15 protein-coding genes, 1 tRNA gene and 1 pseudogene are annotated in these 15,118 nt (G+C 66.3%); 11 read left to right on the top strand and 6 right to left on the bottom strand.

All coding sequences use genetic code 11. The annotated features are described in order from the left end of the window. The first annotated feature begins 85 nt into the window (after positions 1-85). From ACIHA7_RS03885 to ACIHA7_RS03855, 7 genes and pseudogenes are all read left to right on the top strand, one after another. Positions 86-1,552: a peptide MFS transporter gene (locus tag ACIHA7_RS03885; protein ID WP_397285264.1), complete on the top strand. Its 1,467-nt coding sequence runs from the start codon at positions 86-88 to the stop codon at positions 1,550-1,552. A 59-nt stretch (positions 1,553-1,611) separates the two neighbouring features. Then, a complete protein-coding gene (locus ACIHA7_RS03880) occupies positions 1,612-3,108 on the top strand; it encodes an amino acid permease (RefSeq protein WP_397285262.1) in 1,497 nt (498 codons plus the stop codon). A 114-nt stretch (positions 3,109-3,222) separates the two neighbouring features. Then, complete coding sequence (locus ACIHA7_RS03875) at positions 3,223-4,140, top strand: ribonuclease Z (protein WP_397285260.1); 918 nt, start codon at positions 3,223-3,225, stop codon at positions 4,138-4,140. A 143-nt stretch (positions 4,141-4,283) separates the two neighbouring features. Continuing rightward, positions 4,284-4,357 (top strand) — tRNA-Leu (locus tag ACIHA7_RS03870). Positions 4,358-4,629: 272 nt separating this feature from the next. Next, a pseudogene (locus ACIHA7_RS03865) lies at positions 4,630-4,698 on the top strand (NUDIX hydrolase); the annotation flags it as partial. 283 nt (positions 4,699-4,981) lie between these two features. Beyond that, positions 4,982-6,067 carry an S-(hydroxymethyl)mycothiol dehydrogenase gene (locus tag ACIHA7_RS03860; protein WP_397285258.1) on the top strand — a complete coding sequence of 362 codons (1,086 nt, stop codon included), beginning with the start codon at positions 4,982-4,984 and terminating at the stop codon, positions 6,065-6,067. 248 nt (positions 6,068-6,315) lie between these two features. Continuing rightward, positions 6,316-6,780, top strand: a complete 465-nt coding sequence (locus ACIHA7_RS03855) for a hypothetical protein (protein ID WP_397285256.1) — start codon at positions 6,316-6,318, stop codon at positions 6,778-6,780. 443 nt (positions 6,781-7,223) lie between these two features. On the opposite strand, the gene ACIHA7_RS03850 is transcribed toward ACIHA7_RS03855, so the two are convergent. The 4 genes from ACIHA7_RS03850 to ACIHA7_RS03835 form a co-directional block, all read right to left on the bottom strand. After that, positions 7,224-8,477 (bottom strand): lipase family protein, encoded by a 1,254-nt coding sequence (locus ACIHA7_RS03850; protein ID WP_397285254.1) that lies wholly within the window; start codon positions 8,475-8,477, stop codon positions 7,224-7,226. 274 nt (positions 8,478-8,751) lie between these two features. Further along, complete coding sequence (locus ACIHA7_RS03845; RefSeq protein ID WP_397285252.1) at positions 8,752-9,705, bottom strand: alpha/beta fold hydrolase; 954 nt, start codon at positions 9,703-9,705, stop codon at positions 8,752-8,754. A gap of 323 nt (positions 9,706-10,028) precedes the next feature. Beyond that, entirely contained in the window at positions 10,029-10,868 is an 840-nt protein-coding gene (locus ACIHA7_RS03840) for a hypothetical protein (protein ID WP_397285249.1), read from the bottom strand. 333 nt (positions 10,869-11,201) lie between these two features. After that, entirely contained in the window at positions 11,202-11,675 is a 474-nt protein-coding gene (locus tag ACIHA7_RS03835) for a hypothetical protein (RefSeq protein WP_397285247.1), read from the bottom strand. 548 nt (positions 11,676-12,223) lie between these two features. Between ACIHA7_RS03835 and ACIHA7_RS03830 the strand changes: the two genes are divergently transcribed. Continuing rightward, positions 12,224-12,964, top strand: a complete 741-nt coding sequence (locus ACIHA7_RS03830; RefSeq protein ID WP_397285245.1) for a glutamine amidotransferase — start codon at positions 12,224-12,226, stop codon at positions 12,962-12,964. A 9-nt stretch (positions 12,965-12,973) separates the two neighbouring features. Here ACIHA7_RS03830 and ACIHA7_RS03825 read toward each other — a convergent pair whose 3' ends face one another. Together ACIHA7_RS03825 and ACIHA7_RS03820 are read right to left on the bottom strand one after the other, a co-directional pair. Beyond that, positions 12,974-13,315, bottom strand: coding sequence for a hypothetical protein (locus tag ACIHA7_RS03825; RefSeq protein WP_397285243.1), 342 nt, complete (start codon positions 13,313-13,315; stop codon positions 12,974-12,976). A 64-nt stretch (positions 13,316-13,379) separates the two neighbouring features. After that, a complete protein-coding gene (locus ACIHA7_RS03820; protein WP_397285241.1) occupies positions 13,380-13,739 on the bottom strand; it encodes a MerR family transcriptional regulator in 360 nt (119 codons plus the stop codon). A 136-nt stretch (positions 13,740-13,875) separates the two neighbouring features. Here ACIHA7_RS03820 and ACIHA7_RS03815 point away from each other — a divergent pair, with 136 nt between their 5' ends. From ACIHA7_RS03815 to ACIHA7_RS03805, 3 genes are all read left to right on the top strand, one after another. Next, a complete protein-coding gene (locus tag ACIHA7_RS03815; protein ID WP_107660930.1) occupies positions 13,876-14,295 on the top strand; it encodes an Hsp20/alpha crystallin family protein in 420 nt (139 codons plus the stop codon). Between the two features lie 38 nt (positions 14,296-14,333). Beyond that, complete coding sequence (locus ACIHA7_RS03810) at positions 14,334-14,606, top strand: hypothetical protein (RefSeq protein WP_397285238.1); 273 nt, start codon at positions 14,334-14,336, stop codon at positions 14,604-14,606. A gap of 296 nt (positions 14,607-14,902) precedes the next feature. Next, on the top strand, positions 14,903-15,115 hold the full coding sequence (locus ACIHA7_RS03805; protein WP_397285236.1) for a hypothetical protein: 213 nt from the start codon (positions 14,903-14,905) through the stop codon (positions 15,113-15,115). The last annotated feature ends 3 nt before the right edge of the window (positions 15,116-15,118 follow it).

Raw genomic sequence — 15,118 nt, 5'->3', positions numbered from 1 at the left:
CCGCAACCGGGCGCGACGCTGCGAGGATCTTCGAGATTTCGGTGTTGATGCCGAAGAATCGTCGCAAACATGGGAAGGTCTGAGGATGTCGGAAGTGAAAACGGCTGATTCACCGATTGCCGGACGTACCGTCTTCGGTCACCCGATCGGGTTGACCAACCTTTTCGGAGTCGAACTGTGGGAACGGTTCTCGTACTACGGAATGGTCAGCATCCTCGCCTACTACCTGTACTACTCGACCACCGAAGGCGGGCTCGGGCTCGCTCAGAGCACCGCCGTCGGCATTGTCGGCGCCTACGGCGGACTGGTCTACCTGTCGACGGTGCTCGGCGGCTGGATCGCCGACCGGCTGCTCGGCATGGAACGCACGGTGTTCTACGGCGGCGTGGTGGTGATGGCGGGCCATATCGCGCTGGCCGTGCTGCCCGGCCTGACCGGTGTCGGCGTCGGCCTGGTGCTCGTCGCACTCGGCAGCGGCGCGCTCAAGGCCAACGCGTCCTCGCTGCTCGGCACGCTGTACCCGAGGGGTGACGCCCGCGCGGACGGCGGGTTCACGCTGTTCTACCTCGGCATCAATCTCGGCGCGTTCAGCGGTCCGTTGCTCACCGGCCTGCTGCGCGACCACCTCGGCTTCCACTACGCGTTCGGCGCCGCCGCGATCGGCATGGCGCTCGGGCTCATCCAGTACGTCGTATTCCGCCGCAACCTCGGCACGCACGGCCGGGAGGTGCCGAACCCGTTGCCGCGCAGCGCGATCGGCCCGATGATCGGCCTGCTCGCCGGCGCCGCGCTGCTGGTCGCCCTGGTCTTCGCGACCGGCCTGGTGACCCTGGACAACCTGCCCGACGTGACCACCGGCGTCATCGCCGTCGCCGCGATCAGCTATTTCATCGTCATGCTGACCAGCGCCAAGGTGACCCAGCTGGAGCGCAGCCGGGTGCGCGCGTTCATCCCGCTGTTCATCGCCAACGCGGTGTTCTGGTCGCTGTTCCAGCAGATCTTCACGGTGCTCACGGTCTACTCCGACGAACGGATCGACTGGCGCATCTTCGGCTGGACCGCCCCGTCGAACTGGATCAGTTCGGTTGAGCCGGTCTGGATCATCACGCTCTCGCCGCTGTTCGCCATCATGTGGACCAAGCTCGGCACCAGGGCGCCGAGCACGCCCCGTAAATTCGCGCTCGGCGTGATCGGCATGGGACTGGCGTTCATCTTGTTCGTGCCGCTGTCGTTCATCACCGGACAGCACGTGCCCATCCTGCTCATCGTCGCCGTCCTGGCCGGATTCGCGATCTCGGAGTTGCTGCTGTCGCCGATCGGTCTTGCGGTGACCACCCAGCTCGCACCGGAAGCTTTCCGGGCACAGATGATGGCGCTGTACTTTTTCTCGGTTGGCATCGGCACGTCGATGTCGGGTACTTTGGCTCGGTTCTATGACCAAGACCACGAAATCGCCTACTTCGGAATCACCGGCGCCGTCGCGGTCTGCGCCGGACTGATCGTGGCGGCCATCGCGCCGCGCATCACGAGGCACATGGCGGGTGTGCATTAAAAGCCTGCCCACCGGGCATAGACGGGTTCGACAGCATGACCAGAGGTAGAGGAGAAGGTGTGGCGATCGGCGAGTTGGACGACGCGACCGGACAGGGAAGTCGATGGGGCGGGTTGTTCCGCACCAAGACGGTCGAGCAATCGATCAAGGACACCGACGAACCGGATTCGAAACTCCGCAAGGACCTGACCGCTTGGGACCTCACCGTCTTCGGCGTCGCGGTGGTGATCGGCGCGGGCATCTTCACGCTCACCGCGCGCACCGCGGGCAATGTCGCCGGACCGTCGGTCTCGCTGGCGTTCGTGTTCGCCGCGATCGCGTGCGGGCTGACCGCCCTCTGCTACGCGGAATTCGCCTCGACGGTGCCGGTGGCGGGCAGCGCCTACACGTTCTCCTACGCCACCTTCGGTGAACTCGTCGCGTGGATCATCGGCTGGGACCTGATCCTGGAGTTCGCGCTCGCCACCTCGGTGGTGGCCAAGGGCTGGTCGCAGTACCTCGGCGAGGTGATCGGGACGACGCCGGTCGTGCAGATCGGCTCGGTGTCGTTCGACTGGGGCGCGGTCGTGCTGATCGCGGTCCTCGGCGTGCTGCTGGCCACCGGGACCAAGGTGTCCTCGCGGGTGTCCGCGGTGGCCGTCGCCATCAAGCTGGCCGTGATCGCGCTCGTGCTGATCGTCGGCGTCACCTACTTCAAGTCGGAGAACCTGACCCCCTACATCCCGCCGTCCCAGCCGGGCGCGGAGGGCGACGGCCTGCGCCAGTCGCTGTTCTCCTTCCTGACCGGCGCCGGGCACAGCAGCTTCGGCTGGTACGGCCTGCTCGCCGCGGCCAGCCTGGTGTTCTTCGCGTTCATCGGCTTCGACGTGGTCGCGACCACCGCGGAGGAGACCAAGAACCCACAGAAGGCGGTGCCGCGCGGCATCCTCGGCTCGCTGCTCATCGTCACCATCCTGTACGTCGCGGTGTCGCTGGTGCTCACCGGCATGGTGCCCTACACCGATCTGGCCGGTGACAACGCCACGCTGGCAACGGCTTTCGCGATCCACGGCGACACCTGGGTGAAGAACATCATCTCCATCGGCGCGCTCGCCGGACTCACCACCGTGGTCATGGTGATGTTCCTCGGGCAGACCAGGGTGCTGTTCGCCATGTCGCGTGACGGGCTGATGCCGCGCAAGCTGGCGCACACCGGCAAGCACGGCACGCCGGTGCGGATCACCGCGATCGTCGGCGTGGTCTGCGCGCTGCTCGCCGGGTTCGTCGACTTCGGCACGCTGGAGGAGATGGTCAATATCGGCACGCTGTTCGCCTTCGTGCTGGTCTCGATCGGCGTGCTCGTGCTGCGCCGCACCCGCCCCGACCTGCCGCGCGGCTTCCGCGTTCCGTGGGTGCCGGTCGTGCCGATCCTCGGCGTCCTCGCCTGCCTGTGGCTGATGCTGAACCTGTCGGTGGAGACGTGGCTGCGATTCCTGGTCTGGATGGCGCTCGGCTTCCTCATCTACTTCGCCTACAGCCGCAGGCACTCGGTGCTGCGCAACACCCCCGTCGAGTAGTGGGCCGACGAGTGGCACCCGGTCGCGGAGAATCGCGAGCTCCCTGGTGTGCCACTCGTCCGGCGCGAACTGGGGACGCGCTCGCGGCCGAGGGTGGACGGTAGCGTGGCGAGGGTGTCGCAGCGCGAGCTCGTCGTCCTCGGGACCGCCAGTCAGGTGCCGACCAAGCAGCGCAACCACAATGGATATCTGCTGCTCTGGGACGACGAAGGGGTGCTGTTCGATCCGGGGGAGGGGACGCAGCGGCAGATGACCTACGCCGGTGTATCGGCCACCGACATCACCCGGATCGCGATCACCCACTTCCACGGCGATCACAGCCTCGGCTTGGCCGGGGTGGCGCAGCGGATCAGTCTCGACCAGGTGCCGCACCCCGTCGACGTGTGCTTCCCCGCCTCCGGTGCCGAGTATTACGACCGGCTCGTCAACGCCACCGCCTACTACCGGCGCGCCGAATTGCGGCCACGCCCGGTCGAATCGCCCGGCCCGGTGGAGTTCCCCGGCGCGCCGTTCGCGGTGTCGGCGGTCCGGCTGTCCCACCCGGTCGACACCTTCGGCTACCGGCTCACCGAGCCGGCGGGGCGGCGCATCCTGCCCGACCGCCTGCGGCACTTCGGGCTCAGCGGTCCCGTCATCGGCCGACTACAGCAGCAGGGGCACCTCGAAATAGCGGGTCGCACCGTCACTCTCGACGAAGTCAGCGAACCACGCCCTGGCCAGAGCTTCGCCTTCGTCATGGACACCCGCCTCTGTGACGGTGTGCACGAACTCGCCGCGAACACCGACCTGCTCGTCATCGAGGCCACCTTCCTCGACGCCGACGCCCCCCTCGCCGCCGAATACGGCCACCTCACCGCAGGCCAAGCCGCCCGCGTCGCCGCCGAAGCAGGCACCGACACGCTGGTCCTCACCCACTTCTCCCAGCGCTACCGCGACCTCACCGACCACCTCACCGAAGCCCGCAAATACTTCTCCGGCACCCTGCACATCGCCACCGACCTGACCCGAATCCCCCTTCCGCCCAGACGATGACACCCATCCACCCGCCCGCTCCCCACTTGCTCCCCAGTCTTTGGTCAAATGCCCTACTTTTTCCAGGAGGATGCCGACACGTTGCACAGCTAGAACACTCGGAATTCCGGTACACCCGTACGACTCGGTACGCTGTCCCGGACGCCCCCATAGCCCAATTGGCAGAGGCAGTGGACTTAAAATCCATCGAGTGTCGGTTCGAGTCCGACTGGGGGCACGTACAGCATCCACAACATGCACGTCCGGGCGATGGCCGGGGGTCTGTGGCTGGTGTTATGTCGCCTATGGCCGTGGCTGTGTGTGTGATGGTGGGGACGTGGTCGGCGGGCAGGGTGATGGTGGCGCGGGTAGCGCTGTCGTGCAGCTGAATCTGGAGCTTGGTGATCTCGGACAGGCGCTGCAGGACACTCGCGACGGAATCCGCGACGGCAAAGCCCGGGATCACTACTGCACTGAGGCAAATTACGTCATTCCGTAAGCGTCTCAGGCATCCTCGTCGACCCAGACAACCGCGTCCTGGTCATACGCCGCGCCGACAACGGTCACTGGGAAGCTCCCGAGGCGTCCTGAAACTCGAACGGCGCCGAACTCACCGTCGATCACGTCGTCGACCAGGTAGTCGCGGCGAGCCGGGTCTCGGTGGACGGGCCGGTGGACCTGCTGGGATTCTCCGTCGGTGCTGCCGGAGTGTTGCAGTGGCTCGCGGCGGTCCGGTGGGCGGTAGCGGCGAGACTCCCGCTCGCCGGGGGCGGAAGAATCTGCACCAATTCGAACAGGCCATGGCATTATTGCCGCTGATTTCGACCCCAGCCCAGAACATGCGCGCACGAGAGGACGGCCCATGGCGCAGACGGTTCGTGGCGTGATCGCACGATCGAAGCAGGCACCGGTCGAGGTCGCCGACATCATCGTGCCGGATCCCGGGCCGGGCGAGGCCTTGGTGCGGGTGCAGGCGTGCGGGGTGTGCCACACAGACCGCAACTACCGCGAGGGTATCGTCGGCGACGAGTTCCCCTTCCTGCTCGGCCACGAAGCCGCCGGTGTGGTGGAGGCCGTCGGTGCGAATGTGACCGACGTCGGACCTGGCGACTTCGTAGTTCTGAATTGGCGGGCGGTCTGCGGTTCCTGCCGTGCCTGCCGCAGGGGCAAGCCGTGGAACTGCCTGTCCCCGTTGACCGCCGACCAACCGATGACACTGCCCGACGACACCCCGCTCACCCCGGCGCTCGGCCTCGGCACCTGCGCCGAGAAGACCCTCGTCCACGCCAAGCAATGCACCAAGGTCGACCCCGACGTCTCCCCCGCCGCGGCCGCACTGCTGGGTTGCGGAGTCATGACCGGCGTGGGTGCGGCCCTCTACACCGGCGCTGTCGAACGCGGTGACGCCGTTGCGGTCTTCGGCTGCGACGGTATCGGCAGCGCCGCCGTGGCCGGAGCCGCGCTGGCCGGCGCGAGCACTATCATCGCCGTCGACACCGAGCTCCGAAACCTGGCCTGGGCCACAGGCTTCGGCGCCACGCATACCATCGACGCGAGCACCACCGACCCGGTACAGCGGATCCGGGAACTCACCGAAGGCCTCGGCGCGGACGTGGTCATCGACAACGTGGGAGCCCTCGACACCTGGACGCAAGCTTTCCGCGTGCGCGCCGAGGCCGGAACCCTCGTCATGCTCGCCGTACCCACACCGGACATACGCCTGGACCTGCCGCTGCTCGAGCTGCGTGTGCGTAGCGGCGCGCTGAAATCATCGTGGTATGGCGACTGCCTGCCCTCACGCGACATCCCCAGCCTGCTCGCGCTCTACCGCCACGGTCGCCTCGACCTGGATGCTTTTGTCACCGAACGGATTTCACTGGACGGCATAGAACAGGCATTCGCTAAGCTCGCCCACCACGACGTCGTCCGATCGGTGATCCTCATGTAGGGCGACCCCCCGATCGGTATGACCGGACGGTTGGCACCCGCACCGAATACCGGCTGTCGGGCAACGATGCCGCAGTGCTCGGCAGGCCATGAAGATCCGTTGTCGGCCAGCGGGTTTCGACCAAAGGCGCGCCGGAATGGCAGTAGGGCTGCTTCGGGCCTCGGCGGCCCGGTACCGGATTTCGCCGCGGATGGGCTGCGCGGGTAGCGTCGCCTGCGGAGAGCTCGGTCAGATGGGACGGAGGCGTGATGGTGTCGATGGGGCGGTGGTGGCGCTCCGTCGCCTGCTGGCGCGTGTTGACCCTGGTCCTGGTCGCATTACCGCAGGTGCTCACCGCGCACTTCCCGGAGCTGCCGGACAGCGACGCTGGGGCGATCCACAGCGACTTCAGCGAGGTGATCTCCATGTCGCCGCCGCCGCTGCTCGAGCAATGGCTCGAGTATGTCGCAGAGGCCGGCCTCGTGGTGCTGCTGCCCGCAGTCGCATTCGTGCTGCCGCGCAGGTATGCCCGGCTCGGAACGCGCTGTGCCGCAGGTATTCTGGCCGCCCTCGGCACGGTAGGCGGATACCTCGGGATGTCGTCGCTCGAGTACGGCGCCACGCCGGTATCGGGTTTGCTGTTCATGTCGCCGGTGTACCTGCTGGCGGCAGGCGCGCTCGTGCTGAGTGAGCGACAGCACCGGCCCGAGGCGAGTGAGCCCGCGACGAGCTAGCGTTGCCATGACACAACACTTCGGCGTGTTGGTGAACAGCAGCTCGGCGCCTCACGAACCTCCGGTATTGCCGGCGAATCGGGCGGGTAGGGGGCGACTCCGGACAGCCGCACCGCCGAGCGGAACCACCGACGCAGTCAAGGCGGTCCAAGAAGCGCTGATGATCGTGGGCGACGGCGGGGACGTGGTCGGCGGGCAGTGTGACGGTGATGGTGGCCCTGGCGGCGTTGTCGTGCAGCTGAATCGCGGCTAGGTGATCTCGAACAGGCTGTGCCGCATTTCTGGTTGCGGTCGAACGGATGTGGAGAACAAAGAGACCGCGAGGAGTATTTTCGTCCTGCCGGGATCCGTTGGTGCAGAGATGTTGCTGAAACCGTAATCGGGCGCGAAAGGGGAGCCATGAGCGCTCCCCTGACCGCACCGGTGAGTGCGCACAGTGGTGTCTAGCCGATCCGGGCGTTGCCGGGCGCGCCGCATGTGGACGACGTCGGTGCACCGGCCAGCCGCTGGGCGAGCCAATCGATGGCGTGTGGGAAGTCCTGGAATTCGGCTGAAACATGCTCGGCGAGCGGGTATTTCACGTACGTGACGTCGACGCCGCGAGCGCAGTAGTCGGCAACGAAGCGGTCGGTATCGGGGACCGTGGCGAATTCGTCGATGAATGCGGATGCGAGATGCATTGGTGTGGCCGGTGTCCCGTAGCGGCCGGCTCGCAACGACTCCACAACCTCCGCGACCGCAGGTACGGCGAGGGGCCAGATGCGATCGACGGTGTAGTCTTCGACCCGCTTGAATGCGAACTCTGATACCACATCCGTATAGCACGTACTGGTGAGCTTTTGCTTCAGGCTGGAATCGAGGAAGTAGGACGCGATATTCAATTCGGGGTAAGCGCGGTCGAGGCCGAAAGCCGCCTCCATGTTGATGCTGGTGAACGGCCCCCCGTTCATATGGGCGGCAGCAGCTGCCATATCGGTCGGTAGGCCTCCGGCTGCGACGCCGCGGATGTTCAGCTCCGGGGCGTAGGTGGGCGCGAGTTCGGCGCCGAACTCCGTCCCGCGCGAGCCACCGGAATAGCCGTACATCAGCACGGGTGTCGCAGTGCCGGAAAGACCTGCGGGGGCGAAATTCTCGGCGGCGCGAATGCCGTCGAGAGTGTTGCGCCCCTCGACGTAACCGGCCGCGAACTCACCCTCGGGACCAAGATAGTCGGGTACCACGACAGTCCAGCCGCGTTCGAGCGCCGCGACGAGATTGTTCACTTCGCTGGGTAAACCACTGCGGCTCTGACCGCTGGCGTCGACGCGAAGTGTGTAAGACGGATTGCAACGGGAATTCAGGGAGTCGATCCACAGCTGTTCCGAGTACAGCACCGGAGGCTCGACGCCCTCCTCCGGGCGCAGGAGAATCGCCATCGTCGTCCACGGCGTCCCTTTGGTGTTCTGGCTGACATACTTGAGCTGCCATGCGGAATACGGTATCGACGTCGAGAAACCCGGAAGAGTCACTGGTCGGCTGTCGACCACTTCCCCCATCGCTCTTCCATTCAACGACTCGGGCTGCGCATAGAACGGATCGTCCATGGGTAGCTGTGGTGGCTCAGGTGCCGCTATGGCGTCGACTGGCGATATCGTATTCACCGAACCAGCGATCACCAGTGCAGTCGCGCAGCGAACGAGCCCGTTGCGAATGGTCATGAGCTGGATCGTATCGGCGGAGGCGACGGTGCAGGAGTGTGTGGCTCACCGACACGCATCCCGGGGTAAAAATGTGTCTCGACCACGATGGTTCACCTATGTTTCGGGCTTCGTTTATCGCCGTGGCGAAAGTCGACGGCACGGTGAGACACTCCGGCTGGGGCCACCGGGTAGAAGCTCGCCGCGGCAGCCATATAGCCAGCCAGATCATGCCTAGATCTTGACTGGAGACAACCGAAGCCGTTGACTCGGATTTCGCCAATGTCCAGCTGGCTCAACGAATTCCGGGCCAGTATGGATCGACCGGGATGCAGGGGACGGGGGCGGGATGGTCAGGGTCGAGCGCATTGAGAACGTGGCGCCAGACTCGTTCGTTGTAGAGGGTGGACAGATGTTCGGAGCGGTCTATCGGGCAGCCGTCCTGGAGGGTGATATTGGTGACTCGAGGACCGTCGAGGTACTGGTTTTCATAAGGGGTGACGGTTTGGTCGTACCGAGTGACGATGGTGGTGTAAGTGACACCGGGGCGGGTGTCACCCGCGCCATAGATTTCTTCGACGATGTCGCTGTCCAGCGCTTGCTGAGTAAGACTGGGAAATGCGGCACCCAACGCGTTGTATGCACCGGGCGCCAGTGAACGCCCCAGGGAAACAATGGTGCTCAACGATGTTCCGTGATTGCTGGGGGAAATGCCGATCATTTTATCGACGAATTCGGTGCCGTCCAGCCTGTTCAGATAATACAGCGATACCAGGCCGCCGCCCGACGAATGCCCGACCACATCCACCTTCGCCGCCCCGGTCGCGGCGCGCACGCGGTCGACCATAATCGCCAGGTCGCGGGCCTGCTCGGTGACGTCACCGAGTGTGTAGACCGGCGTACCATTCGGCAGCCAAGACGGGGTGCCGGTATTGAACGTGTAAACGCAGAATCCGTTGTTCTTCAGAAACGGGGCTCCCGCGCGCCAATCATTACCCATCCCCAGCCCGGTCCCGTTGACGAGAACCACCGGATGCGGATGCTCGGGCGTGGGTAGGCAGTTCCAATCATTCGCGCCCGGCGGCGGTGTCTCTGGCGCGAGCAGGCCCAATACGGCGTCGCGAAAATCGAACTGCACCGGCAATGGCCCCATCGAGGGCTCCGCCGAAGCGTTCGCGGCAAGCATGCCGCCAACCACCACGGTTATAGCTGTCAGCCAGGCGACTTTTCCGGTCAGATGCCTCCGCATGAGCCTAACCGTAAACCTGAAATCGCTTACCCGGCCGCTCGAACCAGCGTGTCGGCATATTTGCCTTTTCGCCTCCGTACTATCTGCGGCATACGAGAGGCCCGCGAGGGATTCGATGGCGCGCCGATCGCGTGCAACCGGTCGCGGTCCCGGTCGGTCAGCGGCCTGTCCTCGCCCCAGACGTCGAGCTGCCTGACGTCGTTCGCGTCGCTGTCGGCGACCGTGTCACCTCCACCTGCTACGTCTCCTGGACCGACGGCCGATGCGAGTCGCCGAGACCCGCGACCAGTACGGCCTCAGCCACGACGCGGGCGAAGTGCAGATCATGTCCAGACGAGCTGGATGAGGCCTGAGTTACCCTTGGTGCCATCGGAATTGTGGCTCCCACCGTCGCCGCCGGAGCCGGGAAAGCCACCATGGCCTGCGCCCTGGGGAGACTGGCCGAAATCGCCTTTCTCGAGGGACAAGGGGCCGCTGTCATGGCCATCGCTCTCGCCATCGCCATCGCCATCGCCATCGGCGTCGCGATCGGCGTCGGCGTCGCGATCGGCGTCGGCGTCGCGATCGGCGTCGGCGTCGCGATCGGCGTCGGCGTCGCGATCGGCGTCGCCGATACAGCCGGAACCGGTGGCATCGCCGCCGCCTCCGCCCGCACCGGCTGCGCCGGTGCCCGAGCCCCCGCCACCGCCGCCACCTGCAGCGGACAGGCGGAGCTGGCTGCCGGCGTTCGCCGTGGATGCACCGCCGCCGCCACCACCGCCGCTGCCACCAGCGGTAAAGTCGCCACCCGCCGGACCACCGGAGCCGCCGTGCGCGCCTCCCGCACCCGCGCCACCGTCACCGCCGGCCCCCGCAGTGACGTCGCCGCCGTCCGCACCGCCCATCGCACCACCGGCGCCGCCGGTGCCGTTCTTGCTGCCCCCGGCTCCGGCGCCGCCCACGGTGCCGGAGATGACGGTGCCGGCGTCGAGGACCATCGCGCAGACCGCGCGACCGCCTTGACCGCCGCCGCCGCCGAAACCGCCGCCGCCGCCTCCGCCGCCACCCCAGGCAACGATCGTCACCGTCGCGGTGGCGGGGAGCACGCAACTGAACGATCCGCTGGTGAAGTCGCTGTAGTTGACACAGGTGGGCGGGCTGTCAGCGCGTGCGGTGGTCGTCACTCCGCCGGTCGTTATCAGTGCGCTCCACGTCAAACCCAGGGCGCCGACCCAAGAGACGCCTCGCCGCAGGGGAAGGGAACCTTTTCGCATTGCCGAACCTCCGTTTGCCGGTCGCGCTCGTTTGCCTCCGAACAAAGCGCGCGGCCGGTGAACAGCGCCGCACACCACCGGCATTCGACACCGTCGGCACAGCGGATGGGTCGAAGGTCGCGACTACGCCAATCGATCCACCGGTACCGAGAGGTCCTGGCACTGTCCGCTGCACACGCGCTGCTCGGTGCCTCGACCCGCTATGCCGACTCGACCTCGTCGGGTTCCACAGCTGGGATGTGTTCAGCTGGCCAAATCGGCGAGGTGGCGGGTTCGGGTGGTGGCGCGGACTGCGGCGGCGATCGCGACTATCGGTGGTACCCAGCGTGCCTCGGTGGGGGAGATCGACCAGGAGGCCGCGCCGTGGGCGAGTCTGGTTGGGGGGAGGGGGATGCCCGCACCGTCGGTGTGGACCGTGGCGCCCGCGTGGCGCAGTGCGGCAATGGCCATGGCGGCCTTGGTGGTACCGCGGACGAGGTGGATCTCGCGGCGTTGTGCGCCGGGGACCTCGATGACCGGGCCGGAGAGGTTGTTGGCGCGCAGGAAGCGGCGGACCGCGGCGGCCAAGGCGCCGGTGAGTTCGACGGCGGCGATCTGGTCGTCGGTGATCAGGCTGTGGCCGTTGGCCGTTTCAGCGACGGTCCAGCCGTGACGGCGGTAGTTCTCGGCCGCGTCGAGTGTCGCCGTGGTGCCGGAACTCGGGGACGTCACGGGCACTGCCTTCTCCTTCACCGGGTAGCTCGAGGTCTCGCAGCGGGATGTGCAGGTGGTTCGGGCTGCTCGGCCGGAACAGGGCCGACAGGCCCAACTCTCACATCTGCACCTGTGCATCAAATCCGTTGCGGCTAAGAGTTTCCCTACAGAAAGCTTGCGATCCCTAACCGCACCAGCGATTCTGCGCGCACTCCACGCCGGAAACATCGCCCCGCGGTCGCGTCCCTTGTCATCCTTTGGGCGGACCTACCCCGAGCCGAGTCATCCCTGCCCCTCCGGCGCTGCCCCGAGAAAGAATGACGAGCCGCAGGCCAGGCGCCTGCGGCTCGCCGCACTGAATGCCGATCAACCCCTCGGTGCACGGCTTCAGTTGGTCGGGACGGGCCTCGACCGATACTCGTCTGCCGATGATCCTGACAGTCTCGGCGGATCGGGGGTATCGGCCGTATGACCGACAGTGCTGCGGCATGACCGACAGTGCTGCGGCGCGAACACGCCACCGGTAGCCGCAAACTCCCCTTCCCGGAGTGTCGATCTTGCACAATCGGTGCATGCCCAAGCCCTGCCTGCTGCTCCAGCTACGACCCGAGCGCGCCGCGGCGGACGACGAGTACCACGCCGTCCTGCGTGCGGGCGGGCTCGACGTCGACGACGTGGTGCGGGTGCAGATGGATCAGGGACTTCCGCACCTCGAACTCGACGATTTCGCGGCGGTGATCGTCGGCGGCGGACCGAGCAATGTCAGCGCCCCGGAGGACCAGAAGTACGACTACCAGCAGCGTTTCGAGCCGGGATTGAAGAAGCTGCTGCTCGAGATCGTCGCCCGCGACTTCCCGTACCTGGGGGCCTGCTATGGCCTGAGCATCCTGGCGGACGTGCTCGGCGGCACGGTGAGCGGCGAACGATACAGCGAGAAGGCGGGCGCGCAGACGATCGAACTGACCGATCACGGGGCCGAAGACCCGCTGCTGCGCGACATCCCACGGTCGTTCCGTGCCTTCGGTGGCCACAAGGAGGCCTGCCAGGATGTGCCGCCGAACGCGGTATTGCTGGCGGGATCGGCAGGCTGCCCGGTGCAGATGATTCGCGTCGGCAGGCAGGTGTACGCCACCCAGTTCCATCCAGAACTCGATGGCGACGGACTCGCACTGCGCATCGAGATATATCGACACGCAGGCTATTTCGATCCCGCGGAAGCGGACTACCTCACCGAGCTAGGGCACCGGGAAGAGATCACCGCGCCTAAGGAGATACTGCGGCGCTTTCTGACCAGGTACCGCAGCGAGCATTGAGCAGGTCGGTCAGCCGGTGGTGATGCCACTGGCGATCTTCACGACGACCTTGTCCGCGGTGACCTCCTGCACCGTGACATTGAACCCGTCGGCGGACTGCGTCTGCCCGGCCGGGACGCTGACCTGCTGGCCACCCACCTTCAGCGTGACGGTATCGCCGTTCACCGCAACGAGTTCCGCGTCCACGCCGATGATGGTGACCTTGGCGTTCACCCCGCGGTCGAAGGTGACCGTGCAACCGCTCACGCCGCAGTCGGTCTTGGTACCCGCACCCTCCACCGTGCAGGCGGACACTCCGAACACGGCGAGAAAGGCGAGCACGAGCAGGGCGGCCAAGCGGCGAGCAGACATGCCGCCAGAATAGAGCGAATCGGACAAGATCGGGTCCGCCGCGCGGCATCGGTCACAGTGCCGGTCAACCGGACGACTCACCACGCCGCCGATTGTTCGCGCGCAAGGCGGCGTTGTCGGTGCGCAGGCGGTCGTTGTCGGAGTGCAGGTCGGCGTTGGCGTCTTCCAAATCCAGGATGCGGCCGATACCCGCGAGGTTGATCCCCGCGGCGGCCAGCGTGGTGATGCGGTGTAGTCGGGCGAGGTCATCGCCGCTGTAGCGGCGGGTGCCGCCGTCGCTGCGTGCGGGTCGGACCAGGCCGTGCCGTTCGTAGAGCCGCAGTGTCTGCACACCGATCCCGGCCAGGTCGGCGGCCACCGAGATCCCGTACACCGCCTGTCCTGGGTCGGGTAGGTGCGTCTTACCCTGCGGCTCGTCTGGCATAGCGCTCCTTCTCTCTCAGGTTTTCTAGTGTAAACACTTGCACTCAGCTGTCGAGAGTGCTAAAACAAATCTATGTCAGGCGACACAGGTTATCTGACCCGACGACGAAGAATGGAGTGAGTTGGAGGTGGCGACCATGCTGATGCGTACCGATCCGTTCCGCGATCTGGACCGTCTCACGCAGCAGGTGTTCGGCACAGCGGCCCGTCCCGCGGTGATGCCGATGGACGCTTGGCGCGAGGGTGACGAGTTCCTGGTCGAGCTCGACCTGCCAGGCATCGACCCGAAGTCACTGGATCTGGACATCGAGCGCAACGTGTTGACCGTCCGGGCGACCCGCCCCGAGCTGGATTCATCGCGGTCGATGATCGCCGCGGAACGCTCCCGCGGGGTGTTCAGCCGCCAGTTGTTCCTCGGTGAGGGCCTCGATACCGACCACATCCGGGCCGACTACACCGATGGCGTGCTGCGCTTGAGCATCCCCGTCGCGGAGAAGGCCAAGCCACGCAAGATCGAGATCGAGCACAGCGACCGGAGGCAGGCGATCAACGCCTGACCGGTCCCGGCCCGACGCTTCGTGGAGGAGGCAGGGTCATGACCGGAATCGATACTCGCCCAGTATCGTTCGACACTCTCGACGACGAATTGCTGCTGCTCGACCCCGACATCGAGCAGTTGTTCGCCGAGGTGGACACGATTCTGTGCGAAGCCCGCGCGCGAAGGGCGGTTCCGCCGCGAGTGCCGGTTCCGGTCCCGGGCCTGTGGCCGCGCGTACGCCGGCTGTGCTTCGTGCACCCGGCCCCGTTGCGCGGTCGTCCGCCCGGGACCGGGCGGGCCACTCAGCGCGGTCCGCCTCCGCCGCGCTGAACAGCTCAATGGTCAAGCGCGAGAGAGGAAGCGAGGTGAGGCCCGGATCACGACGCTGAGCAGCACGTCCGTCGGTGGTGCTGCCGTAACCACCCAGCACCAGGCGCGTTCGAGAACACAGTGCGATCAGTTATCCGCGCACCGCCACCCTTGTGGCGTCACGGGTGGCACGGCATCGCCACCGCGGACCGTTTGAAAAGTCACGTTCCTCTTCCTAGAACAGGCCCGGCCGGTAACCGGGCCTGTTCGACCTATCCGACGACCGCACCCATATCACCAGCGTGAGGAGGTTCGCCATGACCACGATTCCCGCAGGCAACGCCGCCGACTTGGCCGAGCAGCAGGTAGCGGTCCACGACTACGACGTGCCCACCGGACTCGACGAGACGGCAATCCCCCCGCTGGCCGAGCGCATCCGGGATGCCTTCGAGGCCGCGGACATCACCGACCGCATCGAGCAGTCCTTGATCACTCCGCTGCCCGATGACGATTACCCCTTCGTCTACTGAGCC

The sequence above is a fragment of the Nocardia sp. NPDC052316 genome (assembly GCF_044547795.1).
Taxonomy (GTDB): Bacteria; Actinomycetota; Actinomycetes; order Mycobacteriales; family Mycobacteriaceae; genus Nocardia.
The sequence above is the reverse complement of the archived record's forward strand: the minus strand, read 5'-3'. Positions and strand labels throughout refer to the sequence as shown.

Bases quoted from the DNA above. Each gene is read 5' to 3' on its own strand.
- ACIHA7_RS03885 (WP_397285264.1), top strand. From the start codon at position 86: ATGTCGGAAGTGAAAACGGCTGATTCACCGATTGCCGGACGTACCGTC.
- ACIHA7_RS03850 (WP_397285254.1), bottom strand. From the start codon at position 8,477: ATGACCATTCGCAACGGGCTCGTTCGCTGCGCGACTGCACTGGTGATC.
- ACIHA7_RS03805 (WP_397285236.1), top strand. From the start codon at position 14,903: ATGACCACGATTCCCGCAGGCAACGCCGCCGACTTGGCCGAGCAGCAG.
- ACIHA7_RS03825 (WP_397285243.1), bottom strand. From the start codon at position 13,315: ATGTCTGCTCGCCGCTTGGCCGCCCTGCTCGTGCTCGCCTTTCTCGCC.
- ACIHA7_RS03860 (WP_397285258.1), top strand. From the start codon at position 4,982: ATGGCGCAGACGGTTCGTGGCGTGATCGCACGATCGAAGCAGGCACCG.
- ACIHA7_RS03830 (WP_397285245.1), top strand. From the start codon at position 12,224: ATGCCCAAGCCCTGCCTGCTGCTCCAGCTACGACCCGAGCGCGCCGCG.
- ACIHA7_RS03810 (WP_397285238.1), top strand. From the start codon at position 14,334: ATGACCGGAATCGATACTCGCCCAGTATCGTTCGACACTCTCGACGAC.
- ACIHA7_RS03845 (WP_397285252.1), bottom strand. From the start codon at position 9,705: ATGCGGAGGCATCTGACCGGAAAAGTCGCCTGGCTGACAGCTATAACC.
- ACIHA7_RS03820 (WP_397285241.1), bottom strand. From the start codon at position 13,739: ATGCCAGACGAGCCGCAGGGTAAGACGCACCTACCCGACCCAGGACAG.
- ACIHA7_RS03815 (WP_107660930.1), top strand. From the start codon at position 13,876: ATGCTGATGCGTACCGATCCGTTCCGCGATCTGGACCGTCTCACGCAG.
- ACIHA7_RS03855 (WP_397285256.1), top strand. From the start codon at position 6,316: ATGGTGTCGATGGGGCGGTGGTGGCGCTCCGTCGCCTGCTGGCGCGTG.